At 37.2% G+C, this 22724-nt stretch carries 22 protein-coding genes and 1 other RNA gene; 22 read left to right on the forward strand and 1 reads right to left on the reverse strand.

Annotated elements, in window-relative coordinates:
- The first annotated feature begins 14 nt into the window (after positions 1 to 14).
- The 18 genes from asd to elbB all read left to right on the forward strand — a co-directional run bounded on the left by asd (position 15) and on the right by elbB (position 16466).
- On the forward strand, positions 15 to 1115 hold the full coding sequence (gene asd / locus M1V25_RS01540) for an aspartate-semialdehyde dehydrogenase (protein WP_498842242.1): 1101 nt from the start codon (positions 15 to 17) through the stop codon (positions 1113 to 1115).
- Positions 1116 to 1217: 102 nt separating this feature from the next.
- Complete coding sequence (locus tag M1V25_RS01545) at positions 1218 to 1550, forward strand: TrbC/VirB2 family type IV secretion system protein (protein WP_116963292.1); 333 nt, start codon at positions 1218 to 1220, stop codon at positions 1548 to 1550.
- A 177-nt stretch (positions 1551 to 1727) separates the two neighbouring features.
- Positions 1728 to 1982 (forward strand): VirB3 family type IV secretion system protein, encoded by a 255-nt coding sequence (locus tag M1V25_RS01550; protein ID WP_116963293.1) that lies wholly within the window; start codon positions 1728 to 1730, stop codon positions 1980 to 1982.
- 5 nt (positions 1983 to 1987) lie between these two features.
- Positions 1988 to 4441 carry a conjugal transfer protein TrbE gene (gene trbE / locus M1V25_RS01555; protein ID WP_498842243.1) on the forward strand — a complete coding sequence of 818 codons (2454 nt, stop codon included), beginning with the start codon at positions 1988 to 1990 and terminating at the stop codon, positions 4439 to 4441.
- Positions 4428 to 5048: a hypothetical protein gene (locus M1V25_RS01560; RefSeq protein ID WP_116963295.1), complete on the forward strand. Its 621-nt coding sequence runs from the start codon at positions 4428 to 4430 to the stop codon at positions 5046 to 5048. The genes trbE and M1V25_RS01560 overlap by 14 nt, the downstream gene beginning before the upstream one ends.
- A gap of 3 nt (positions 5049 to 5051) precedes the next feature.
- On the forward strand, positions 5052 to 5720 hold the full coding sequence (locus M1V25_RS01565; protein WP_116963296.1) for a VirB8 family type IV secretion system protein: 669 nt from the start codon (positions 5052 to 5054) through the stop codon (positions 5718 to 5720).
- Positions 5717 to 6748 carry a TrbG/VirB9 family P-type conjugative transfer protein gene (locus M1V25_RS01570; RefSeq protein ID WP_498842244.1) on the forward strand — a complete coding sequence of 344 codons (1032 nt, stop codon included), beginning with the start codon at positions 5717 to 5719 and terminating at the stop codon, positions 6746 to 6748. The genes M1V25_RS01565 and M1V25_RS01570 overlap by 4 nt, the downstream gene beginning before the upstream one ends.
- An 18-nt stretch (positions 6749 to 6766) precedes the next feature.
- On the forward strand, positions 6767 to 8029 hold the full coding sequence (locus M1V25_RS01575; RefSeq protein WP_116963298.1) for a TraB/TrbI/VirB10 family type IV secretion system protein: 1263 nt from the start codon (positions 6767 to 6769) through the stop codon (positions 8027 to 8029).
- The gene (locus M1V25_RS01580) at positions 8029 to 8400 is read left to right on the forward strand and encodes a hypothetical protein (RefSeq protein ID WP_116963299.1); all 372 of its coding nucleotides are present in this window, start codon (positions 8029 to 8031) and stop codon (positions 8398 to 8400) included. Before M1V25_RS01575 ends, M1V25_RS01580 begins: the two co-directional genes overlap by 1 nt.
- A 7-nt stretch (positions 8401 to 8407) precedes the next feature.
- Complete coding sequence (locus M1V25_RS01585) at positions 8408 to 9541, forward strand: type IV secretion system protein (RefSeq protein ID WP_116963300.1); 1134 nt, start codon at positions 8408 to 8410, stop codon at positions 9539 to 9541.
- Positions 9542 to 9546: 5 nt separating this feature from the next.
- A complete protein-coding gene (gene lepB / locus M1V25_RS01590; RefSeq protein WP_498842245.1) occupies positions 9547 to 10047 on the forward strand; it encodes a signal peptidase I in 501 nt (166 codons plus the stop codon).
- Positions 10044 to 10994, forward strand: a complete 951-nt coding sequence (trbB, locus tag M1V25_RS01595; protein ID WP_116963302.1) for a P-type conjugative transfer ATPase TrbB — start codon at positions 10044 to 10046, stop codon at positions 10992 to 10994. The genes lepB and trbB overlap by 4 nt, the downstream gene beginning before the upstream one ends.
- 68 nt (positions 10995 to 11062) lie before the next feature.
- Positions 11063 to 12016, forward strand: a complete 954-nt coding sequence (gene pilM / locus M1V25_RS01600) for a type IV pilus biogenesis protein PilM (protein ID WP_192877923.1) — start codon at positions 11063 to 11065, stop codon at positions 12014 to 12016.
- Entirely contained in the window at positions 12016 to 12579 is a 564-nt protein-coding gene (locus M1V25_RS01605; RefSeq protein ID WP_116963304.1) for a PilN domain-containing protein, read from the forward strand. The genes pilM and M1V25_RS01605 overlap by 1 nt, the downstream gene beginning before the upstream one ends.
- Positions 12576 to 13178: a type IV pilus inner membrane component PilO gene (locus tag M1V25_RS01610; protein WP_116963305.1), complete on the forward strand. Its 603-nt coding sequence runs from the start codon at positions 12576 to 12578 to the stop codon at positions 13176 to 13178. Before M1V25_RS01605 ends, M1V25_RS01610 begins: the two co-directional genes overlap by 4 nt.
- 65 nt (positions 13179 to 13243) lie before the next feature.
- The gene (locus M1V25_RS01615) at positions 13244 to 13735 is read left to right on the forward strand and encodes a pilus assembly protein PilP (RefSeq protein ID WP_498842246.1); all 492 of its coding nucleotides are present in this window, start codon (positions 13244 to 13246) and stop codon (positions 13733 to 13735) included.
- Entirely contained in the window at positions 13722 to 15545 is a 1824-nt protein-coding gene (locus M1V25_RS01620) for a type IV pilus secretin PilQ (protein ID WP_498842247.1), read from the forward strand. Before M1V25_RS01615 ends, M1V25_RS01620 begins: the two co-directional genes overlap by 14 nt.
- A gap of 240 nt (positions 15546 to 15785) precedes the next feature.
- Complete coding sequence (gene elbB / locus M1V25_RS01625) at positions 15786 to 16466, forward strand: isoprenoid biosynthesis glyoxalase ElbB (RefSeq protein WP_116963308.1); 681 nt, start codon at positions 15786 to 15788, stop codon at positions 16464 to 16466.
- A gap of 4 nt (positions 16467 to 16470) precedes the next feature.
- On the opposite strand, the gene alr is transcribed toward elbB, so the two are convergent.
- Positions 16471 to 17562 carry an alanine racemase gene (alr, locus tag M1V25_RS01630; RefSeq protein ID WP_116963309.1) on the reverse strand — a complete coding sequence of 364 codons (1092 nt, stop codon included), beginning with the start codon at positions 17560 to 17562 and terminating at the stop codon, positions 16471 to 16473.
- A gap of 266 nt (positions 17563 to 17828) precedes the next feature.
- Here alr and M1V25_RS01635 point away from each other — a divergent pair, with 266 nt between their 5' ends.
- From M1V25_RS01635 to M1V25_RS01650, 4 genes are all read left to right on the forward strand, one after another.
- Positions 17829 to 19031 (forward strand): amino acid permease, encoded by a 1203-nt coding sequence (locus tag M1V25_RS01635; protein ID WP_116963310.1) that lies wholly within the window; start codon positions 17829 to 17831, stop codon positions 19029 to 19031.
- 251 nt (positions 19032 to 19282) lie between these two features.
- Positions 19283 to 19987, forward strand: coding sequence for a DNA-binding protein (locus M1V25_RS01640; RefSeq protein WP_498842248.1), 705 nt, complete (start codon positions 19283 to 19285; stop codon positions 19985 to 19987).
- A gap of 9 nt (positions 19988 to 19996) precedes the next feature.
- An RNA gene (gene rnpB, locus M1V25_RS01645) (RNase P RNA component class A) lies at positions 19997 to 20406 on the forward strand.
- Between the two features lie 107 nt (positions 20407 to 20513).
- Positions 20514 to 22721, forward strand: coding sequence for a RelA/SpoT family protein (locus M1V25_RS01650; RefSeq protein ID WP_116963312.1), 2208 nt, complete (start codon positions 20514 to 20516; stop codon positions 22719 to 22721).
- Positions 22722 to 22724 lie beyond the last annotated feature (3 nt).

The following is a 22724-nucleotide window of genomic DNA, read 5'->3' on the forward strand; positions in this document are numbered from 1 at the left end:
GTTAGGTAAGCAGAATGTTAAAAAAACAGGTCGGTTTTATTGGTTGGCGAGGCATGGTGGGTTCTGTGCTAATCCAAAGGATGACTCAAGAGCAAGATTTTAATCGATTTAACTCTGTTTTTTTCAGTACTTCACAAAAGGGGCAGATTGCACCAGAAGTCATAAATGGTAATGCAATACTTCAAGATGCTTATGATATGAAGCTGCTTACAGAAATGAATGTCCTTGTAACTTGTCAGGGTAGTGAGTATAGCCAGCGAGTGTTGCCACAATTAAGAAAGCTGGGTTGGAAAGGTTTTTGGATTGATGCAGCATCGTATTATCGCATGGAGCAAGAAAGTATGATTGTGCTAGATCCGATTAATCGTAAAAAAATAGATGCAGCATTGAATTCGGGTATTAAGAACTATATTGGTAGCAATTGTACAGTCAGTCTTATGATGTTAGCTATTCAAGGTTTAATCAATGCAGATCTGATCAATTGGATTTCAGTTATGAGCTACCAAGCAGTATCAGGAGCAGGAGCCAATGCCATGCAAGAGCTTTTACAGCAAACAGCAATTTTAGATCGTGATGTAGTGGCGACAGGCGATATTTTAGAAACTGAAAAAGCAATACGACTTAAGTCACAAAGTGAAGCTTTTCCGTGTATGAATTTCATGACAGCTATGGCATTTAATGTGTTGCCATTTATTGATACGGTATTGCCAAATGGTCAAAGTAAAGAGGAATGGAAAATTCAAGCTGAACTAAATAAAATCTTGACAAGAGCAGATTTGATTGCAATTGATGGCATTTGTGTACGTGTTCCTGTATTAAGAGCACATAGTCAAGCGTTAACTATTGAGCTTAAAAAAACAGTTAGCTTAAGAGAAATAGAAACGTTGTTAAGTTCAGCTAATCCTTGGGTGAGGTTTGTTGAAAATACTCCACAAGAAACAGCAAAATATTTAACACCTATGGCGGTGACAGACACCTTGAATATTAGTGTAGGACGTGTTAAAAGGACAAATTTATCTAATCGTCATATTCAGCTATTTACAGTTGGTGATCAATTATTGTGGGGAGCGGCAGAACCGCTAAGAAGAATGTTAAATATTTGTGTGATGGAGTAATAATTTTGGCTATGTGCAGCATCCAGTCCTTGATTTACCAATAGATTTAACTAATATAACGATAAATATTTACAGGAACCCTTTATAAAGGAGATAGCTAACATGAAAAACTATATTGCTTTTTTAAGACGTGCTTTGCTTGTGTTGTCCATGCTACCACTAACCATTATGGCTTCGTACGCAACTGGGACACAAAACAATGCATTTTCTGCAATGACAGGACCGCTTCAACAAATTATGGATGTCATCTCAGGTCCAATTGCGCAAATGGCGGGTGTTATTTGTATTGTGATAGCGGGTCTAGGCATTGCTTTTGGTGAAGGTGGCAGTGGTGTTAGACGTTTATTTCAGGTTGTGATGGGGCTTGCGATTGCCTTTACTGCTGCAAGCTTGATTTCTGGACTATTTAATCGTGGGTCAGGTCTTATTTTCTAAACGTCCATTTCTAGTGGTATGCTTGTGTTTATGATTGTGAGTTTAATGCTTGCAGTAGATAAAGAGCAAGAGGCAAGCTTTCATCTTACAATTTAAGCGTTGCAATAATTTAGAGCTTGATTGAGTGGTTTAAAACTCTAAATATGTTTTGAAAATATATTAAAGGATGTGGTTTAAATGGCAGTGCCAGGTTTTGTGATTAGAATACATAATTCGTTGACAACACCATTGTTAACAGCAGGGGTACCTAGACAGTTTTTTATTTTAAATGGGACTTTGGGGGCAGCAATTGTTCTTGGTATGCAGTCTTGGTATGGTATTCCAATTTTCATCGTTTTGCATACTGTAGCAGTACTGATGACAAAGAAAGATCCACAGTTTTTTCAGGTCATGGTGCGACATATTAAACAAAAAAATTATTATGGTGTATAAGAGATATGTTCAATATTGCTGAGTTTCGCAAAAAACCTGACAGAATTACCGATTTATTGCCGTGGGCAGTGCTTGTTGATAAAGGTGTAATATTGAACAAAGATGGATCATTTCAAAAGACATTTGGTTTTCGTGGACCTGATTTGGAATCATCTACACAATCTCAACTTGTCTCAATTACAGCAAGGCTAAACAATACCTTAAAAAGGTTAGGTTCAGGCTGGGCATTGTATATTGAGGCAAGACGCAAGCCTGCAATGCGTTACCCTTCGGAGAATTATTTCCCCGATCCAGTAAGTTGGCTTATGGATGTTGAGCGTAAGGATCTATTCGAACGTAAGGGTGAAAACTATGAAAGTGAATATTTTTTAACTTTCCAATATTTACCGCAAAGAGAATCAGTATCCAAGTTATCAGGACTGTTTGTCAAAGAGAAAAAAAGTGATGATGAGCACGATACTGGTTACAAAAAACTGATGAATTATTTTTTGGCAACGATCAATCAACTGTACGATATCATGCAAGATTTCATGTATGAGATTGATGAGTTAAGCGATGAAGAAACGCTGACTTATTTGCATAATTGTATATCAGAGCGTGCACATAAGGTGACTGTACCGGACAATCCAAGCTATTTAGATGGAGTATTGGCAGACACGCCACTGTTAGGAGGGCTTGAACCTAAACTTGGTGAGTATTATTTAAAAACTATTTCTATCTTAGGTTTCCCAACAACTTCGGTGCCAGCTATTTTGGATGGTTTGAATCATTTACCGTTACAGTATCGTTGGGTCACACGTTTTTTGCCGTTAGACAAAGATGAAGCAGAAAAAGTACTCAAAAGTTATAAACGCCAATGGTTTGCTAAACGAAAAGGTGGTTTAACTATCTTAAAAGAGGTGATGTCCAAAAGCGAAAGTGCAATGGTTGATAGTGCAGCTGTGCAAAAATCCAATGATGCAGATGAAGCATTGTCAGAGCTATCAGATGATTTGGTATCTTTTGGCTACTACACGGCAACGGTGACGGTTTGGGATGCCGATAGGGAAAAAGTTTATGAGAAGCAGCGTGAAGTTGAACGGGTGGTAAATGGTTTAGGTTTTGTAACTGTTTCTGAAACGATTAATTCAGTTGAAGCTTGGCTATCGTCTATTCCTGGACAAGCAAATGCTAACGTGCGGACGCCTCTAATGCACAGTTTGAACTTAGCACATCTGTTACCATTTTCTGCCGTTTGGGCCGGACCAGAGATGAATATGCACTTGAATGCACCACCACTGTTGTATGCGCGTACTGCAGGCAATACGCCATTTAGGCTGTCTAACCATATTGGCGATGTTGGACATCAGATGATTTTAGGACCAACAGGAGCTGGTAAGTCAGTATTATTAAATGTGATGGCAGCACAGTTTCTGCGTTATCAAAATGCGCAAGTCTTTATTTTTGATAAAGGTGGTAGTTTTTTTGCATTAACTCAAGGGGTTAAAGGGCACTTTTATGAAGTTGGAGATGTTGGTAAGGGTGGTTTGGTGTTTCAACCTTTGGCTGAGATTGATCAAAATAGTGAACGAGTATGGGCACATGACTGGGTGCTTGGACTTTTGGAGAATGAGAAGGTTGAAATTACACCAGAAGTAAAAGAAACAGTTTGGCTTGCACTTATTAATCTCTCAGAAGTTCCCAAGGAGCAAAGGACTCTAACGGGTTTAAGGTCTTTCGTTCAAGATAGGGCACTTAGAATGGCGTTGGACTCCTATGTATTAGGTGGTCCATATGGAGAAATTTTAGATTGTGATGAAGAGCATTTTAGTGATGCAAATTGGCAATGCTTTGAAATGGAACGCTTAATGGCGATGCCAAAGATTATTGCTCCTGTACTTGCTTATATCTTTCATGTATTAGAAAAACGATTTAATGGTTGCCCAAGTTTGATGATTTTAGATGAAGCATGGCTTTTCTTAGATCACCCAATTTTTGCATCAAAAATCAAAGAGTGGCTAAAAACGCTTAGAAAGTTAAATGTATCGGTTATTTTTGCTACACAATCCGTGGATGATGCCATTAAATCTCCTTTAGTATCAGCACTTAACGAGTCGTGTCCATCACGAATTTTCTTACCAAATGATCGTTCAATGGAGCCTGCTGTATCACAAGGTTATGAATCATTAGGGCTGAATTTAAGGCAAGTGCAAATTTTAGGGCACGCGATTCCGAAACGACAATATTATTTTCAATCACACAAAGGGAATTGTTTGTTTGATTTGGGTTTAGGTCCAATTGCATTGGCATTTTGTGCAGTAAGTAAACCTCAAGAGAGAAAATACATGCGTGAGATTTTGGCGCAGAATAAAGGTTATAACTATTTTCTAAAAAGTTATTTACATGGCAAAGGATTGGATTGGGCATATGAAATAATAGAAAAGCATTATAAAGGAGTAGACTTAAATGCAACCCAATAGCTTTCCTTTTGGTAAGGAGGTTCAGTCTTATCGTCAAGCTGAGGTCATAACACCCTTTCAAAAGCAGAATCAGTTATTTGATAAACCAATCGGACAGCTTGTCTATAAGTCATATATTTGGCGCGTAGTATTTTTTTGTGGTGTTGGATTCAATTTTATTTTAACGCTTATTTTAATCGCTTACTTTAATACTATTCCTTATAAAATTTTGGTTGAACAGATAACAAATAAGGGTTTTTTAAAGTCCCCGCCTCAAATTTTAAGCCCAAATTACATTGTAAATGAAGCTGTTGTGGCTGAGTTTATCAAATCTATGTTATTAAGTGTAAAGGGTGATAAAGCGTATGAAAGTTTTGTTGATGAAGTATCATGGTCGATTTTACAAGCTGGTTTAAAAAGTTTTAACAAAACACAGATGACACAATCTGTATTTAAAAATTTCATGATTAACGGTAATAACTTTAGCGTTGAATTAGTCGATAAAAACAACAAAGCAATTTTGATGATTTCTGGGAGGTTTGTTCATCAGCCACTTGAAACACAAAAACAGGTGAATATAAATCCTTTAGGAATTTATATTCAAAAACTGACAATCCAAAGGTTGTAATGAATGAAAGAAGAGCAACAAGGTAAAACAAACTATCAACGAGCCTATGAAGAGTGGGAAGCTCGTATTGGTAGTGCTAAAAAGCAAGCACGTAATTGGATGATGGCAAGCATTGCGATTTTGATTATTTGTATTTTATTAGTGCTAGCAATTATCATCGAAGCAAATAGACAAAAAATGTATGTTTACGTTGCCGAAGTAAAACCACAAGAAAGTGTTGTCAATGTCCAAACAGCTTCACAGAGTTATGTTCCAACGGTGGCGCAGAAAATTTCGTTTGCAAGTGACTTCATTAAGAATATTACTGAAATTCCGCTTGATCCTATTGTTTTAAATCGCCAATGGCAAGCAGCACTACTTTCTGTATCAGGGCGAGCAGAAGATCAACTCAAACAAGTGTATCAAGCGCTTAACCCGTTAAAGTTGATTGGTGATAAAACCATTACCACAGTGGTGACAAATGCAAATGAAGCGAGTAATAATAGTTTTGAAATCACGTTTCAAACGACAACTTATAACAGAGATGGTGCAGTTGAGAGTGTAAAAATTTACTCTGGAATTTTTACTTTCTCACCCAGCATTCCACCAAAAACTTTAAACCAAATGATCATTAATCCATTAGGGTTAAAATTAGGGTTCTTCTCATTTAGCGAAAAAGGATCAAGTCAATGAAATTGAAAAAAATAAGCCATTTACTTCCAATAACCACTATTGTAATGCTAGGTTGTGCAACCAATAGTTATCAAGGTGATATTGATTCAGGTAAATTTGTTGAAGCAAAGCAAGAAGGTAGTGCAGGTGCTAAAGTAATTCGTGAGTATATTCCTGTGCCTATGCCAGGACAACTTCGCCCTGTACCAAATGCAGAAGTTGAAAAAACGACACAAAAACCAATTTTGACAAAAGAGCAAGCAGTTGCACAAGCGAATAAAAATGCACAACACTTTCCGGATCAAAACGATTTCTTTAATGCAATGATGACATATAGTTATATGCCAGGTGCGATGTACACAATTTATACAGCACCTCTTAACATTACAGATATCGTCTTTGAACCTAATGAAAAAATCATTTCGCAAGCAGCAGGTGATACACTTAGATGGCAGATAGCATCTACTTATAGTGGCGAAGGAAAAGATTTGCGTTGGCATATTTTAGTTAAGCCACAAAAATCTGACCTTACTAACTCAATGATTATCACAACAAATAAGCGGACGTATCACGTGATCTTGAAATCAGTAGATCCAGATCAGGCAATGGTTTCAGTTAGATGGCAATACCCAAGTGATATGGTGCAAGGCTTTAATGGTGGTAATTTAGGGAATTTGAATGCTGGAGTTGAAAATAGTACATTACTGCCACCACCACAACAATTATCAGGTATGGATTTAAATTTATCAGAGATGAAGTTTAACTATACTTGGAGCATGTTAAAAGGTGATACGCCAGCGTGGTACCCTGAGCAGATCTTTAGCTCAGGACATCAAACTTATATCAAATTCCCACATGAAGTCGTAGTCAGTAATGCGACGATGCCTGTCCCATTTATTAAATCAAATGATGGTGGTTATGGTACGGCAAACTTCAACTGGCGGATGAAAGGCGATTATATGATTGTCGATACAGTAATCAAAGATGCATATTTGAAAATTGGAACAAAACAATCTGGTGAAACAGTCGTTGAAATTTCACAAAAATAAATATAATCAAGGGTTATTATGGCTAAGAAAGAGCAAGATAAACTTTCGGTAAGAACAACGCCACCAAGGTCATCTGAGCTAAACAAAAAGTTAATTACGTTCGTTGGCGGAGCATTATTACTTATCATTATCGTTGCATTTATTTTTTCAATTAATGCACCTAAAAAAACAACCACAGACATCAATAGCTCGAATCTTAGTGCCCATTCATCAGGACAGAATCTCAAGGTTTCAGATGAACTGTCTAGCTATAAAGATGCACAAGCAATTCGTAAAAAGCTAGGGATGGATCAACCCGTTAAGGTCGTTCAACAGGAGAATCCAGAGTTGCAGCGCATGATTAATCAGCAGCGCTCACAACTGCAAGAGTTGCAAGTGCAAATTAATAACCTGAAAACTCAACCAATAGCACCACAAAAACCAACTGAGCCAAGTTACTCACCAATGGATCGGGAGGCGATGAATGCGCCGATTTTCTTTGGTGGTGGAGCGCCTCGCCCAATTCCACAAGATAATCAGCAGCCAGAAAAAGCAGCTCAAGATGGTCAACAAACTGGAAAAACAGCAGAAGAGCAGAGAGAGAACTTCATGAAAGGCGGGCTTACGGCTAAGGATATTACCAATCAAAACATAATTCAAAAACCCATATCTGACAACGTCATTATGGCGGGTAACTCAATTCCTGCGATTTTGCAAACAAAAATTATTTCAGACTTGCCAGGTACAATTGTTGCTCGTGTGTCAAAAGATGTCTACGATACTTTAAGTGGAGGGGTGTTACTGATCCCACGTGGTAGTTCCTTGATTGGTCAGTATAACTCTCAAACTGTCTATGGTGATACCAGTGTCCAGGTAAAATTTATTCGTTTGATTAGACCAGATGGTACATCAATTATTTTACCAAATCAGCAAGGCATGGATGACTCAGGAGTATCAGGCTTAGCAGATGAAGTGAATAATCACTGGGGACAACTCATTGGTGCTGCGGCATTATCAACTGTATTTAATGTGCCAGCAGTAGCGGCTCAGGTAGCCAGCCAACAAAGTGGTGCAGTTTGTACTGTCAATAGCGATGGAACCAAAAGCTGTACACCCGACTATGGCCAAGTAGCGCAAAGCTCAGTATTGCAAAGCTTAGGTCAAACAGCAACTCAAGTAGGTGGTAAGGTTACAGAGCGTGCAATGAATATTAAACCTACAATTACTATTAACGCAGGTAAAGAATTTTCTGTTTTGGTCACTAAAGACACTTATTTACCGCCTTATGGGCAGAGTGAATAATGAAGCGCGGAATAATTTTACTGTTGACGATATTGAGCTTACATGCCTATGGCAATGACTATGGTTCGGATAATGGTAACAATATGTATGGTAATACTCCTGCAACCTCAGCAACTAATAATAGCAGTAATAACAATAATAATGCGCAAGGAAATCAGCAGCTTCTGCAAGAGATGAATAAGAAAACCTCTAAAGGTTTGAAAGTTTTTGATAAATTGTTACGGGATGACGGTCAATCAAAAGAAGACTTTCTTGCCGATGTGGGACAAAATCCAACTGCTGATCAGTTTGAAGGTGGTGATAGTAGTGGTGGTCGTGTTGAAAACCCGTTTGCAAAAATATTGGGTGCTGATGCACAAAGTAATCAATAGGTAAATTATGGCAGATGTAACAAATGTTTTAGGTACACGGTTATTAGACGATATCCAGTTTGGATTTATTGGGCAGATCAATCAGCAGCTTAGCACATTACAGAATTCTGCTTTAGCATTGTTAGCAATTGTTGCAGGATTAGAGCTTGTTATATTTGGATTAGTCTGGATTATTAAACATGACGAAGGTGTAGGCAATCTTATCGTTAAGATCATTAAGATTGGTTTTTTCTTTACAATCGTTAAGTATTTCCCCGAATTGCTAAACATGATTTTAGTTACCTTTCTTAAAGTAGGTTATATTATAGCACCTGAAAAATCGCAAGCGTTATTGTATAGTCCTGGTAAGGTTTGGGTGATAGGTTTTAAAGCTGGAGTGTCGACGATGAAGATCTCAGTAGAGTATGGTACATTTAATGTGGGACTTTCTATGCTTTACTTGATTTTAGGAATGGGACTTCTCTTGATTTTTGCTGCTATTGGTGCGCAGATTATTATTTCTGTAGTATTATTCTATTTTGTTGCGGTTTTATCATTAATTGTGGTGCCTTTAGGTGTGTTTAAACCGACTCAGGATTTATTCTATAAAGCGATTCAGCATTTGTTGCGTACAGGCGTTAGATTGCTAGCAGTGATTTTTATTTTAGGAGTTGCATTTACATTGTTCCAAAGCTTAAAAATTACATCAATTAGTGATTCAACCAGTTTAGAGAAACCATTAGCATTATTTTTTACGTCGTTTATCTTACTGATTCTGATTTATACTTTGCCTTCTTATTTGGCAAGAGCAGTTGGTAAACCGGGTGGCAATATCTTCCAAAATATGATGGCCCCTGCAACGGCAAATGTTGTCGTATCACCGTCGATGCAATCCACACATGTTTCAGTATCTCCTGTGGGAGCTGCTGCGTCTATGCATGGTGTAGCAGGTTCTAGTGTCGCAATGGGTGGAGCGGTACAATCAGGTGCTACTATTGTATCAGGTGGATCTTATGCAGGTAGTGGAAATACCAATGTCAACGTTTCAACCACTGTTCAAGGTGCTTCACTTAATAGTCGTAAGCAAGACAAAGTAGCAGAGGCTTCAACTGTTAACAAGAGTATTTCCGATAGTACCATACGTAAAATTAAAGAAGATTAAAATAAATGATCCGCTTTGAAGCACTTTATAAGGGACTTATTACCATTGTAATTTTTTACGTTATATATTGGATATTGTACACCTTTCATATAGGTTTTATTAAACAACTTACACCAAGTATGCCACAAGGGTGGTATTTTACTTATCCAGTGATTGCGTTAGATAAAGGTGATAACGTTGTTTTTATGCCTAATGCGCAAACAGAAGATTATGTAGTTGAACGTGGTTGGTTGCCAACTGGAGTGCCATTTATAAAGAAAGTTGTTGGATTACCTGGGGATTTTCTATGTATAAAGGATCAATCCGTTTATATTAATGAGAAGTGGATTGCAAGCGTATATATCAAAGATGATAAAGGCAGGTCATTACCTGTATTTAGGTACTGTGCACAAATCCCAAAAGATCAATATTTTATGCAAGGTGTTGCCCATTCTCATTCTTTTGATAGTCGATATTATGGGCTTGTTAGCCGTAACCAAATTGTGAGTAAGGCAATAAAGTTATGATACAAAGAGTATTAATTGAAGAACGCCAATTAAACATGCTAAGAACAGCATTTGGTCAGCAGATTATGGCGTATTTATATGATGATAAAATTATTGAAATCATGTTAAACCCAGATGGTCGAGTACATTATGAACGTATTGGTGAGGGAAAGGTTGCAACCGATATTTATATTCCAGCAGAGCAAAGTGAGAATATCGTTAAGCTTGTTGCTTCATTTAAGAATCACGTGGCTAATGAGGAGCACCCTGAAGTAGCTGCTGAGTTGCCATTCCAAGGTGCACGTTTTCAAGGTTGGTTACCTCCTGTTGTAAATCGTGCTTGTTTTTCGATCCGAAGACGTGCGATTGCAATTTTTACTTTGGACCAATACGTTGAGCAAGGTGCATTAACCAATAATCAGTCAGAAGGGTTAAAACGTGCTGTGCATGAACGTAAAAACATTGTCGTGGTTGGCGGAACGGGTTCAGGTAAAACCACATTTTGTAATGCATTATTGGCTGAACTAACAGGTAGTCAAGATCGTGTGCTGGTGATAGAGGATTTACCAGAGTTACAGGTAGACGTTGACGATTTGGTGTCGATGACAACAACCTCTTTTGTTAGTATGCGCGAATTAGTAAAGGGTTCGTTGAGAATGCGTCCAGATCGGATTATTATTGGCGAAGTTCGAGATGGTTCTGCCTTGGACTTGTTGAAAGCTTGGAATACAGGGCACCCAGGGGGAGTATGTACGATTCACGCCAACAGCGTAGAATCAACACCTTACCGCTTTGAGGATTTGATTCAAGAAGCCGTAGTAACTGTACCTAGAACACTTATTTTACAAGCAATAGACCTTATTGTTTTTATTGCCAGAGATAGAGCAGGCAAGCGTAAGATTACCGATTTGGTTGAATTATCTGGTTATCAAAATAATCAATATCTATTAACGCCTTATAAAGTATAGTATTTACACTGTTTTTCTTACGAAGCTTAGTTATACTATAGACAGTTTTATTTAATGGACTAATGTGCATGTTGTCATTTTTGTTATCACGCTTGCAAAGCAGAACACTTATTGCAATTGATTGGTCAGATCGCTATTTGCGCATAGTCGTTTTAAAGAAAAAAGCTATAGGTCAGTATGTATTGGAAGTCGCAGATTGCGAAGTATTGGAAGCAGGGATCATCGAGAATAATCAAATTATTGATTTCGCAACTGTGGCTGAAACGCTCATCGATTTGTTAAAACGAAATAAGGTGAAGAGCAAAAAAGTAGGATTTGTCTTAAGCAGCACCAATGTTATTAGCAAAACAATACAGATAGATAAAGGACTTAACGAAACACAACTTAAAGATGCGATCTTATTAGACTTCAATAAATACGTTTCTTATCCGGTTGAAGATACATTTTTTGATTTTAAGTTAATACCACAAAGTGATAGTACTAGCCAAGCACTATTACTTATTGCAGCACATAAAGACCACATTGAACAATATCAACGTTTGGCTAAAATCTGTAGGTTATCGATTGAGGTTATTGATGTTGATAGTTATGTGTTGCAGCGTTATATGCAGATTTTTCATGTCAGTTATAATGAAGATTATAATGTGCTCGTCTGTTTGAATTATAAACGATTTAAGATTCACATCTTTGATAATGATAATATTTACCTAGCTGAACATAAAAGCGTTTCTGCAAGCTTAAACGAAGAAGACTATTTGAATACACTTTCCGCTTGGCTTATACGTAATTTGCAGATGTTTGATGTATCTAATAAAGGTAAAAAACTTGAGCGATTGATGCTTTATGGTGATCGTGTTGAGATTGATAATTTGACGCAAGTAGTAAAAGACTTTACAGGGCTAGAGGCCATAATGATCAATCCTTTTACTCATTTGTTGAATATGAACCAAGCTCAACAAATTAAGCATGGTGCAGGTTATGTCCTTACGGTTGGTTTAGCAACAAGAGAAGGAATCAGCTGATGCACGAATTTAACTTATTGCCGTGGCGACAAATTTGTCAAAAGAGGCATTTGCAAGCACTTCTTTTTGACTTGATTTTCGTAGCACTAATAGGTGTTTTAATTACAATTATTTGGGTGATCATCGCTTCACAAGGATTGTCGAATCAATATAAGCGCAATAATTATTTAAAAGAGCAAACTACAGTTTATGCAAAAGAAAATGCTCGCATCGTTAAATTAGAGGAGGAAAAGATAGCATTATTGGGAAAAATTGAGCTATTAAACAATTTAGAAACTGAGCGTCAGAGAGTATTATCAGTTTGGTCGGGCTTATCTTCAGCTTTGCCTACATCCGTTTATCTAACGAGCATCCACAAAAATAAAAATGAACTTTCATTTGAAGGACGTGCTGAGCATAGTAAAGCAGTTGCACAATTGATGCGTGCCTTAGAAAACGATCCAACTTTTGATAGACCAGTGTTATCTAATATTAGTTTAATTGGTAAGCCTGGTTATGGTGCTGAGAATGCCTTTAAAATAACTGTTAACATTACTCAAAAAATAAAAAAGGAACCACAATGAAGAAGTTGATAATTGTGGTATTGGATAGCTTAAGCGTACAACCATTTTGGATCAAGCTTATTTTAAACTTAATCACCCTATTGTTCGTAATAGGGCTAGGTTATGTTACTGTAGTGAGTATGCGTTATCAACAAAGAGAAAATGCCTTTGCTCTTGAGTCTCAGTATAAAGAACAGTTGGTTAAGAGTATTTCACGTAGTAAGGCGTTACCTATATTGGCACAGCAAGTAGAAACCTTACAAGAAATATTTAACTATTCGCTTGATGCGTTGCCTACCGATAGTGAGCTACCACAATTAATAGAACAGCTATCAGATTTAGCCTTTCAAAATGGACTGCGTGTTAAGTTACTCAATCCACAACCATTGGAGTATAAAGAAAATTATGCAATTTTGGATATAGATCTGTCTTGTGATGGAACTTTTGAGCAATTGTCTAATTTCGTTAATAAACTAGAAACATTACCGCGTATTATATTGATTGAAAACTATCGTATTGTGCCTTATACCTCAGTCAGTGAATATGGGATATTACAAATGAGTATGAGCTTGCAAACTTTTAGCTTGAAGCTCAAACCAAATATGGGAGAAAACCAATGAAGGTTTGGTGCTTGATTTGGTTAGTAACACTTATGTTGTTGCTTTGTGGAAAAAATGCGCTTGCCATGCAAACGGATTTAGTAAGTTACGTAAATGAAATTTCGGCTAAAACACCCGCACAGGAAATAGCACCTTTACCAAAAATTAACGTAGTAAAAGTTCAACAGCTGAATTTAACCAACCTGCGTAATCCATTTGACACCCCAGCAAAACTACTCGTCAAAGAAGCACCTAAACAAGTTGTTGATGATAATAAGTACCAACCAAATTTAGCACGTAAAAGGCTGCCTTTAGAGCAAATTCCACTTGAAGACTTAAGATTTTCAGGTGTAATTGAACAAGGCGATCAAATTTGGGCTATTATAACCAACATTAAAAATCATCATGCAAATGTTGTACAACTTGGAGACTATCTGGGGCGAGATTATGGACGGATAGAGAAAATTACGGCAGAGTATGTAGAGATAGACGAGCGTAAAAAAGGAAAAGAAGGGAAATGGTACAAAGTAACAACGCTTTTAAAATTAAATCAGGTGGCTAAAAATGCTGAAAACTAAAGCACTTAAGTTATCTGTATCTATACTAACATGCGTTTTTACTTTGTCAGTAGATGCAAGTATTTTGCATTTTGGTTCGTTTTTAACGCTTGAATTAGATTTGTCAAAATATTTAAATCAATCAGCTGTGATTGATAAAAAAAGTGATGCTCCTGTTCCAAAAACAAATTTAGCTGTCATTCAAGGTACTACGGTAAAAGAAATAAATTCGCCAGAAAATATTTTAGAAGTAATAAAAAACCAAACAAATTTAACTAATATTTCGCATACGCATCGATTTATTGAGGATATTCGCTATCAGCGTTCAGTGAATAATGGTGGGGTATTGAAACTGCTGTGGGAAAAACAACCGGAAGCAATTGATTTCTTGGAACATAAAAATACTTTAGTGATCACATTTAAGAATACAAGCATTGCAGATTATTGGTTACATAGTATTGATACTACAATATTTAATACAATTGTGTCTTCGCTTGATTTGCAGCAAGAAGGCAGTTCACTTATTATGATTATGCGGATGGATGTCCCATTTCACTATACTCATAAAACAACAAGTACAGGACTTGAAGTAGAAATTAGTAATAAGCAAACGGAAATCGATGGATTTAGCGTTAATAAGAAAATTTCACTTAAATTTCAAGATGTACCGATCAGGTCACTTTTGCAAACAATGGCCCAATTTGCTGGTTTAAACTTAGTCATAAGTGATGGGGTTGAAGGGCAGGTATCATTGAGTCTCACTCAAGTACCGTGGGAGGAAGCACTTAATATCATTTTGTTATCAAAGAGCTTAGGGAAGCGGTTGATGGGGAGCATACTCTATATCGCACCTAATGCAGAGATTGCGGCACAAAATCAAGAGGCTGCGGTAGCTGAGCAAGCCAATCAAGCAGCAGCACCACTGACAACAGAATATATTCATTTAAACTACGCCAAAGCTGAAAATGTGATGAAGATGCTAGAATCTAGTAAACAGGGATTTTTGTCTTCACGCGGTTCGATAGCAACAGATGAGCGTACCAATATGTTGATTGTGACGGATACCAAAGACTATATCAGTGGCATTCGCTCGATGATTAATAATTTAGATGAGCCTGTTGATCAAGTGCTTATTGAGGCACGCATCGTTGAAGTATCAAAAAAGTCAGCATTTGATTTAGGACTTGGTTATAAAGCAAATAATGGCAAAGATAGTAGTATTAGTATCTTACCTAATTATCAAGATCCATCTAAACCAAGCCAAGGTTCAACCAATGCAACTTTAGCGTTTGCAGGTTTGTTTGGTGGGATTGATCTTACTCTTGAGTTATCTGCATTAGAAACAGAAGGAGATGCAAAAATCATTTCATCTCCACACTTGGTTGTAGCAGAGAATACAGAAGCATTTATTAAGCAAGGTAAAGAGATTCCATATAATGAAAGTAGTGCTTCGGGAGCTGCTAGTGTTGCGTTTAAAGAAGCAGTATTAGAGCTTAAAGTGAAACCTCAAGTCGCCCCAAACGGGGATGTTATTTTGGATGTTACCGTTAAAAAAGATGCGCCATCTACTGATGCGGAATTAAGCACAAGTGGAGAACCTGCATTAGACAAAAGGGAAATAAAAACAAAATTGATGATTAAAAATGGTCAAACAGTTGTTTTAGGCGGTATTTATGAAAAAACGATTGAATACTCTAAGAGTAAAGTTCCATTTTTAGGTGATATTCCACTTTTGGGTTGGTTGTTTAGTAGTGTCAGTAATAGGGTTGAGAATAAGGAGTTATTGATTTTTATTACTCCTAAAATTATTAAAAGCGAAACAAAGATTTAGATTTTTAAACAAAGAACTTACGTTATTTATGGCTTATTTTGCTAGTTTCCCTAGACTCTTTAAAATTAAGCCAAGCATCTGTGCTGAACTCCCCTAGATATAATCGATGACTCAGAGCAGGCATTAGCGTAAACTTTTAATCGCTATATAACGTAGCACGAGGCATCTTCTATCGTGAATTATTTTGTAGTATTACGCAAAACAGTTTGTGATGGATATATAAAATTGATGGAGGAAATTATGCCAAATCAAACTAAAAAAGTAGCCGTATTATTAGCAGGGTGTGGTTCATTAGATGGCAGTGAAATTCATGAAGCTGTATTAACGTTATTGTCATTATCAAAACGTGGTATTGACTATGAGGTTATTGCCCCGAATAAAAATCAACACCATGTGATCAATCACATCACAGGCCAAGAAATGTCAGAAAATCGTAATATGCTGGTTGAGGCGGCTCGTATTGCAAGAGGTAAGATAAAAGACTTGGCTCAAGTGCAGCCATATGATTATAGTGCACTTGTCCTACCAGGTGGTTTTGGCGCAGCCAAAAACCTATGTGATTTTGCTTTTAAGCAAGATGCAACCTATCAGGTTGACTCACAAGTGAAAAAGTTTATTGAAGCGTTTAAAGGTGAGCATAAACCAGTTGGTTTTATTTGTATTGCACCTGTGATTGCAGCCGAAATTTACCCAAGCGTAAGCTTAACAATTGGTCAAGATGAGGCAATAGCGAACATACTTCAACAAAAAGGTGCAAAACACGTTAAGGAATGTGTCAGTAGTGTATGTATAGATCATGACAATCAAGTAGTGACAACGCCTGCATATATGTTAGGAAAATCGATCGCTGAGGTAGCTGAAGGTATTGATAAATTAATTGAAGCAGTTGCCAGCTTGATAGATGAGAAAATTCATGTTTAATGTCTTAATCAAGATAAAAACGTGTAACACGAGGGTTAATGGCGGTAAGTATGGCATAGCTTGAAGTACCAATTTGTTTGGCAATCTGATCAACAGTCAGTTTTGGTACACCAAACAAAGTCACGACATCTCCAATTTTGATATCATGATTTGCACCAATTTCAATTGCCATTAAATCCATCGAAACTTTGCCCGCAGTGGGATAGGGGATATCGTTAATTAACACAGTTGTCCCATTTGGTGTAGATTGTGGATAACCATCACCATAACCGATACTGGCAATTGCGATATACGTGTCTTCTTCAGCAATATATCTACGATTGTAACCAACCGATTCACCTTTTTTGATCGGCTGAATGGCAATCACATGGCTGTGTAAAGACATCACGGAGTGAAGTGTACAACCAAGATCTTTTGCATCTTGCGCACAAGCTCCATATAAAGCAAGACCAATTCGAATCGTGTTGGTTTTATCAATGTTAGCATTCAGTAGAGAGGCAGCAGAGTTAAATGCACTGATATTGACAAGTTGTTTATCTTGAATAAGTTGATAAAAACGGGTTAATTGTAACTGGGTAAAACTTTGATCTTTATTTTCTGATTCTGCTAAATGAGTTAAGGCGTTTAGTGGTTTTTGATAGAACTGGGCCTTGTTGTATAAATCATTAAACTCGTTATAATTTAAGCCTAAACGATTCATTCCAGTATTGACTTTAAGCCATATTTCAGCGTTGCATCTTTTAAAATAAGGTACAAGTAATTCATATTGGTAAGTGCTATGAATGATAGGGATGAGGCTGTGATTGATCAACTTTTGTGTCATTTGTTGACAGAAAAAGCCGGAAAAAATAATGATTTTAGTATTTATGCCATAATCGCGTAGCTCAATACCTTCTTCAATACTCGCAACGCCAAAATAATCGCATAAACCATCTAGTGCATGTGCAATTTCAATTGCGCCATGACCATAAGCGTTTGCTTTGAGCATGACAATCACTTTTTTGTGTGGATGTAGTACTTTAATGTTGTGTAAATTTTGGTGTAAGTTTGTAAGGTGAATATCTGCAAAAGCTCGCAGATTGTGGTAGTTATTCATAACAAAAAGGCAAATAAAGTTAAAAATTTAACGATGTGTTTAGGATAACGCCTTTTAGAGTAAGTACAAGTTGTTTTGCGAGGCTATTGTTCTTAATAAATCATTTACCCTGAAATCTTTACTCTTTTTCGATGGTGACCAGTACCCTCTAATTTTGATAAAAGTTTACCGCAAAAATCGCTTGTGGGTTTTATTGGTAATGGTAATATAAAACTTCGTCAAATATCTAAGACTATAATACATAAATTATGTCGGAAACTTATACAATGCTATCGGTTTCAAGGATGAAACAACTCGGTGGTATTTTACTTATTGCAGGCACATCAATTGGTGCAGGCATGTTAGGTATTCCCTATGTGGTAGCCGCGATTGGTTTTAAAAGCGCAGTGGTTTTGCTTTTTATTAACTGGATCATCATGTTGGCTACAGCATTACTGATTGTAGAAGTGAACATTAGGCAGCCGTTATCGGCGGATTTAAATACGATGGCTTATGCTACGTTAGGTAGAGTGGGGCAATTCATTAACTGGATTGCCTACTTATTGCTATTATATGCTTTAACAACTGCTTATATTTCTATGGGTGGGAGTTTGCTTAATCAATATGTTTTACATTTATCAAGCTCAAGTGGTTATGGCGCTTTATTGTTTACGCTTCTGTTCGGGATGGTGATTTATTTTGGTACATCAGCCGTTGATCAGCTCAACAAAGTGTTTTTTACACTTAAGACTGTGTGTTTTATAGCGATTATTGTGGTCGTTGTGCCTTATGTACAAACCAATTTGTTAGAAAGTGATAGTTTGGGTATTGGTTATGCTTGGTATGCCTTTCCAATTTTAATTACTTCTTTTGGTTTTCATATAGTGATCCCGACAATCCGTAATTATTTTAAAAACGATCAGGCCCTGAAAAAAATCGTTATAATTGGTGCCAGTGTACCATTTGTGGTATATGTTATTTGGGTTGCTATAACTTTAGGAGTCATTCCAGTATTAGGAAATTATGGCTTTCAATATTTAATGAAACATAACATAGATTTAGGGTTAGCTTATCACAACCTTCTGAATGTAGATGTAGTCAGTGGATTTATTGTTGGTTTTTCTAACGTTGCAGTTACGACTTCATTTTTAGGAGTAACTTTAGCGTTATTTCATTTTAACCAGGATACTTATAAGCTTAAAAAAACGATGAAAGCGCGACTTGTGAATTTTGTAATCACCTATGTTCCGCCGTTAATATTTGCTGTATTTTTTGTCAATGGCTTTTTAGCTGCTTTAGGCTATGCTAGTATCTTTGTCTGTATTTTATTAATCATATTGCCAGCCTGCATGACATGGTCATTAAGACAAAAAGAAAAGCGTAATGGGTTATTGAGTAAGGCTTATCTTTTGCTGTTAATTGTAACGGGTGTATTTATCGTTATTCTCCAATTATTGGCAAGCATAGGACTTTTAGCAGTATTATCGTGATTTAACTTGAGTTTTCGAGTTTTTTTAGTAATAATTCGCACATCGAGTTTACGTCTGAATAATATTTCTGCTAAACCTTGCTATGTAGCGCTCTTTCTACTTTTATGAAAGTAAATAACGAATACGTGGAAAATACGTAAACTTTTAGGCTTAATATTGATTTTTCTACGTATTATTGATTTCACTCGCTCAGTGCTGGCGTGTTAAAGGTATGCGTAGTGTAGTGTAAAATTCTTGAAATAAGGGAATTCATGTCCGAAGAGAATCAAATTACTTATGAAGAAGTGTCAGCGATTGCTGATCGGTTAAATAAGGAGGGTCGTCGAGTCACCCTGGAGTATGTGCGTAGAGAGTTAGGTAAAGGTACACATGCACAAATTGCTGTATTTTTAGGTAAGTGGCAAAAAGAAAATACGCATTTATCGGAACAGGAAAAATCAAAAAATAGAACTCAATGTTTTCGTGACAAAAACCATGATAGGTCAAACGCTCAAGGTAAAGAAAGATCTAATATGCTTCGAAGACCTGATATGTCAACCTTTAAAGAGCATCGAACTCATCGACAACAGCAAGATGAACTAGAATCATTGCAAAAGCGAGCTTTCGCTCGTAATTCGAAACCCCAATTTATCACAAATGGGAATGGGGAAGAATCGTATGAATCTATTGCACCAATGGAAGAGCTAACGACAGAGCGTTTACAAAAAGAGCCAGTCATTATTCAAAAGTTATTTCAAGCAATGATCGCGATTAAAGCAGCAAGGGCAGTGGCACTAGAAGAGTATCAACAAGCCCAAAGCGAGCTCTTAAGCACTCGCATGGAGTGTGATCAAAAAGTGCGTGAATTTAAAAAATACGCTAATGAGCAGTTATTGGCATTGCAAAGTGAATATAGCCGTCTTAAAGCAATTACTGAACGTGAAGTCATTGCTATTCGTCAACAGCTAGACATATAATAATATTGCTAAGTTGGTCAGACAGTCGCGTCTTACCACGTTATTACATTAGTGTTTAGCTTAAAATTATTGTCTAAAGATTAAGATGTAAAAAGTGGTAGGGTGAGGAAAGTCCGGGCTTCACAGAGCAAGATGCCAGGTAATGCCTGGGAGGTGTGAACCTACGGAAAGTGCAACAGAGAGTAGACCGCCGATGGTATCTAAATATACACAGGTAAGGGTGAAACGGTGTGGTAAGAGCACACCGCGCTTTTGGTAACAAAAGTGGCACGGTAAACCCCATCTGAAGCAAGGTCAAATAGGGTTGTGATAGCATTGCTCGTGTTGCAACTGGGTAGACTGCTTGAGCATGATGGTGACATAATGCCTAGATAAATGACTGTCCACGACAGAACCCGGCTTATAGACTGACTTAGTAAACATATTAATGTTTATTTCTATACTTTCACTAGGGTTTTTGACTCATTTTCGTTATGCTTAAAGGCAAAGACTCTAGGCATTGTTATAAATAACGGACAAAGTACAAATGGTGAAAGTTACTGATCGCTATGTTTTAACAAAGGATGGTTTTATTGACTTTGAAAAATGGTTACCTTTGTTAGAGGAGTTTTATCCAAAGTCTAGGTTACAAACGATTGCTGGTGCTATTGATATTCTGGTGGAATATGGCATAGATCAACCATCAGTACATGGTGGAACATGTTTTAGCTATGGTGTGGAAATGGCCGCAGTGCTTTTTGATTTGCAAGCAGATGAAGATTCTGTAGCCGCCGCCTTATTATTTGAGCTGCACTATAACCAAAAAATTCCGCACGAAAAAATCATTGAAAGATGTGGCGAATCGGTGCTTAAAATCTTAGATGGAGCGTGTGCGATGTCCGCAGTACGCGCTTTGCAAAATGTAAAACCTAGCCAAACGCAGGTTGATACCTTTCGTAAAATGCTATTAACCATTGTTGAAGATGTACGTATTGTGTTGGTGAAGCTTGCTGATCGTGTGTGTACGATGCGAGCAGTCAAACATTGGACAGAAAGTTATAAGCAAACGATCGCTAAAGAAATCCTCGAAATATATGCCCCTTTGGCTAATCGTTTAGGATTGGCTAAAACAAAATGGGAGTTAGAAGACCGTGCATTTGCTTGCTTGTATCCTGTTGAATATAAAAAAATAGCACGAGGACTTAAGAAGAAGCGGCTACAAAGAGAAGCCTATATTCAAGATGCGATGGATACATTGGCAGCTATTTTAGAAAAAGAAGGGATTCACTTTGAGTTAAGTGGACGTGTTAAGCATATCTATAGCATTTGGCGTAAGCTTAGGAAAAAAGAGCGTGATTTAAATGAAATTTATGACATCCGTGCGATGCGTATTTTAGTTGATTCAGTGGATGAGTGTTATCGCGTATTGAGTATTGTTAATGAGTTATGGGAACCGATTCCCAATGAGTTTGCAGACTATATTGCTACACCAAAACAAAATGGTTATCGCTCTGTACACACTGTTGTTTATGGTCCTGACGCATTGACGCTTGAAGTTCAAATTAGAACCTTTGATATGCACAACGAATCAGAAATGGGTGTGGCTGCACATTGGCGTTATAAAGAAGGGGTACGACATGATCCAAGTTATGAGGCAAGAGTCAATTGGTTAAGGTCATTATTAGATTGGGAAAGTGAGCTTGCCAATGAACTCAATAGTGATGAACTAAGAAAGAATATTACTAGTAATCGTGTTTATGTGTTTACACCCAATGGTGATGTTATTGATATGGAATCAGGTTCTACTGTATTAGATTTTGCCTATATGGTGCATACAATGGTAGGACATCGAACCAAAGGCGCGAAAGTTAACGGTAAGATTGTTCCATTAACAACAAAGCTTGATACAGGTGATAGGGTTGAAATATTAACCCAAAAGGAGCCACATCCAAGTTTGGATTGGGCAAATGTAAGCAATGGCTTTATTTACTCGGCAAAAATCAGAGCTCGTGTTGCGCGTTGGTTTAAGCAACAAAATAAGGAGCAAAATGCGCTACTAGGACGTGAGCGTTTACTAGATGAGCTGAAGCACCATCGATTGAGGTCTGTTGATTATAAACTGATTGCAGAGCATTTTAACATGTCTGATGAAGAAACTTTTTATGCAAGTATCGAAACAGGGGATCTTCGTTTTAATCAAGTGATTAACTATATTGTTGAGCACTATAAACAGTTAGACAAAACAGTCCACGATGATAAGGCATTAAAAGGGTTTAACACAACACAAAATCTGGATGAAAAGGTTAGGAAAACGGACTTAACAATTTATGGTGTGGATAATTTGTTATCACACATGGCTGGTTGCTGTAAGCCTGTGCAAGGAGACGATATCGTTGGTTATTTAACACAAGGTAGAGGCGTGACTGTGCATCGTACAGTATGTCCAAACTTCTTGAAATTACGCTTAAATGCACCTGAACGTGTACTTGATGTTCAATGGGGGAAAAAGGATTTGCGTCGCTATCAAGTTGATTTATTACTCGTTTGTAGTGACGTTATCAAGGCAGTGCATGAAGTAACAAGCATTTTGGCAATTGAGAAAATTACTATTGTTAGTTTGCAGCCATCATCTTCTGACAAGCACAAAATCATTAAACTCAACCTCATTTTAAGTGATATGCAAACCTTGGAGGCTTTAGTAAAGAAGATCAATAGTACGGAGCATGTTGAAACAATCTCAAGGGTGATTTGTTAGCTT

This window comes from Candidatus Nebulibacter yamunensis, from assembly GCF_024208055.1.
GTDB lineage: Bacteria > Pseudomonadota > Gammaproteobacteria > Francisellales > Francisellaceae > Caedibacter > Caedibacter lacustris.

What these genes read in the sequence shown, in the direction of transcription:
- M1V25_RS01650 (WP_116963312.1), top strand. Translation starts at nt 20,514, where the DNA reads ATGGTGAAAGTTACTGATCGCTATGTTTTAACAAAGGATGGTTTTATT.
- M1V25_RS01545 (WP_116963292.1), top strand. Translation starts at nt 1,218, where the DNA reads ATGAAAAACTATATTGCTTTTTTAAGACGTGCTTTGCTTGTGTTGTCC.
- lepB (WP_498842245.1), top strand. Translation starts at nt 9,547, where the DNA reads ATGATCCGCTTTGAAGCACTTTATAAGGGACTTATTACCATTGTAATT.
- M1V25_RS01585 (WP_116963300.1), top strand. Translation starts at nt 8,408, where the DNA reads ATGGCAGATGTAACAAATGTTTTAGGTACACGGTTATTAGACGATATC.
- pilM (WP_192877923.1), top strand. Translation starts at nt 11,063, where the DNA reads ATGTTGTCATTTTTGTTATCACGCTTGCAAAGCAGAACACTTATTGCA.
- trbE (WP_498842243.1), top strand. Translation starts at nt 1,988, where the DNA reads ATGTTCAATATTGCTGAGTTTCGCAAAAAACCTGACAGAATTACCGAT.
- M1V25_RS01635 (WP_116963310.1), top strand. Translation starts at nt 17,829, where the DNA reads ATGCTATCGGTTTCAAGGATGAAACAACTCGGTGGTATTTTACTTATT.
- M1V25_RS01570 (WP_498842244.1), top strand. Translation starts at nt 5,717, where the DNA reads ATGAAATTGAAAAAAATAAGCCATTTACTTCCAATAACCACTATTGTA.
- alr (WP_116963309.1), bottom strand. Translation starts at nt 17,562, where the DNA reads ATGAATAACTACCACAATCTGCGAGCTTTTGCAGATATTCACCTTACA.
- M1V25_RS01605 (WP_116963304.1), top strand. Translation starts at nt 12,016, where the DNA reads ATGCACGAATTTAACTTATTGCCGTGGCGACAAATTTGTCAAAAGAGG.
- M1V25_RS01620 (WP_498842247.1), top strand. Translation starts at nt 13,722, where the DNA reads ATGCTGAAAACTAAAGCACTTAAGTTATCTGTATCTATACTAACATGC.
- M1V25_RS01550 (WP_116963293.1), top strand. Translation starts at nt 1,728, where the DNA reads ATGGCAGTGCCAGGTTTTGTGATTAGAATACATAATTCGTTGACAACA.
- M1V25_RS01640 (WP_498842248.1), top strand. Translation starts at nt 19,283, where the DNA reads ATGTCCGAAGAGAATCAAATTACTTATGAAGAAGTGTCAGCGATTGCT.
- elbB (WP_116963308.1), top strand. Translation starts at nt 15,786, where the DNA reads ATGCCAAATCAAACTAAAAAAGTAGCCGTATTATTAGCAGGGTGTGGT.
- M1V25_RS01575 (WP_116963298.1), top strand. Translation starts at nt 6,767, where the DNA reads ATGGCTAAGAAAGAGCAAGATAAACTTTCGGTAAGAACAACGCCACCA.
- M1V25_RS01565 (WP_116963296.1), top strand. Translation starts at nt 5,052, where the DNA reads ATGAAAGAAGAGCAACAAGGTAAAACAAACTATCAACGAGCCTATGAA.
- M1V25_RS01615 (WP_498842246.1), top strand. Translation starts at nt 13,244, where the DNA reads ATGCAAACGGATTTAGTAAGTTACGTAAATGAAATTTCGGCTAAAACA.
- asd (WP_498842242.1), top strand. Translation starts at nt 15, where the DNA reads ATGTTAAAAAAACAGGTCGGTTTTATTGGTTGGCGAGGCATGGTGGGT.
- M1V25_RS01610 (WP_116963305.1), top strand. Translation starts at nt 12,576, where the DNA reads ATGAAGAAGTTGATAATTGTGGTATTGGATAGCTTAAGCGTACAACCA.
- M1V25_RS01560 (WP_116963295.1), top strand. Translation starts at nt 4,428, where the DNA reads ATGCAACCCAATAGCTTTCCTTTTGGTAAGGAGGTTCAGTCTTATCGT.
- trbB (WP_116963302.1), top strand. Translation starts at nt 10,044, where the DNA reads ATGATACAAAGAGTATTAATTGAAGAACGCCAATTAAACATGCTAAGA.
- M1V25_RS01580 (WP_116963299.1), top strand. Translation starts at nt 8,029, where the DNA reads ATGAAGCGCGGAATAATTTTACTGTTGACGATATTGAGCTTACATGCC.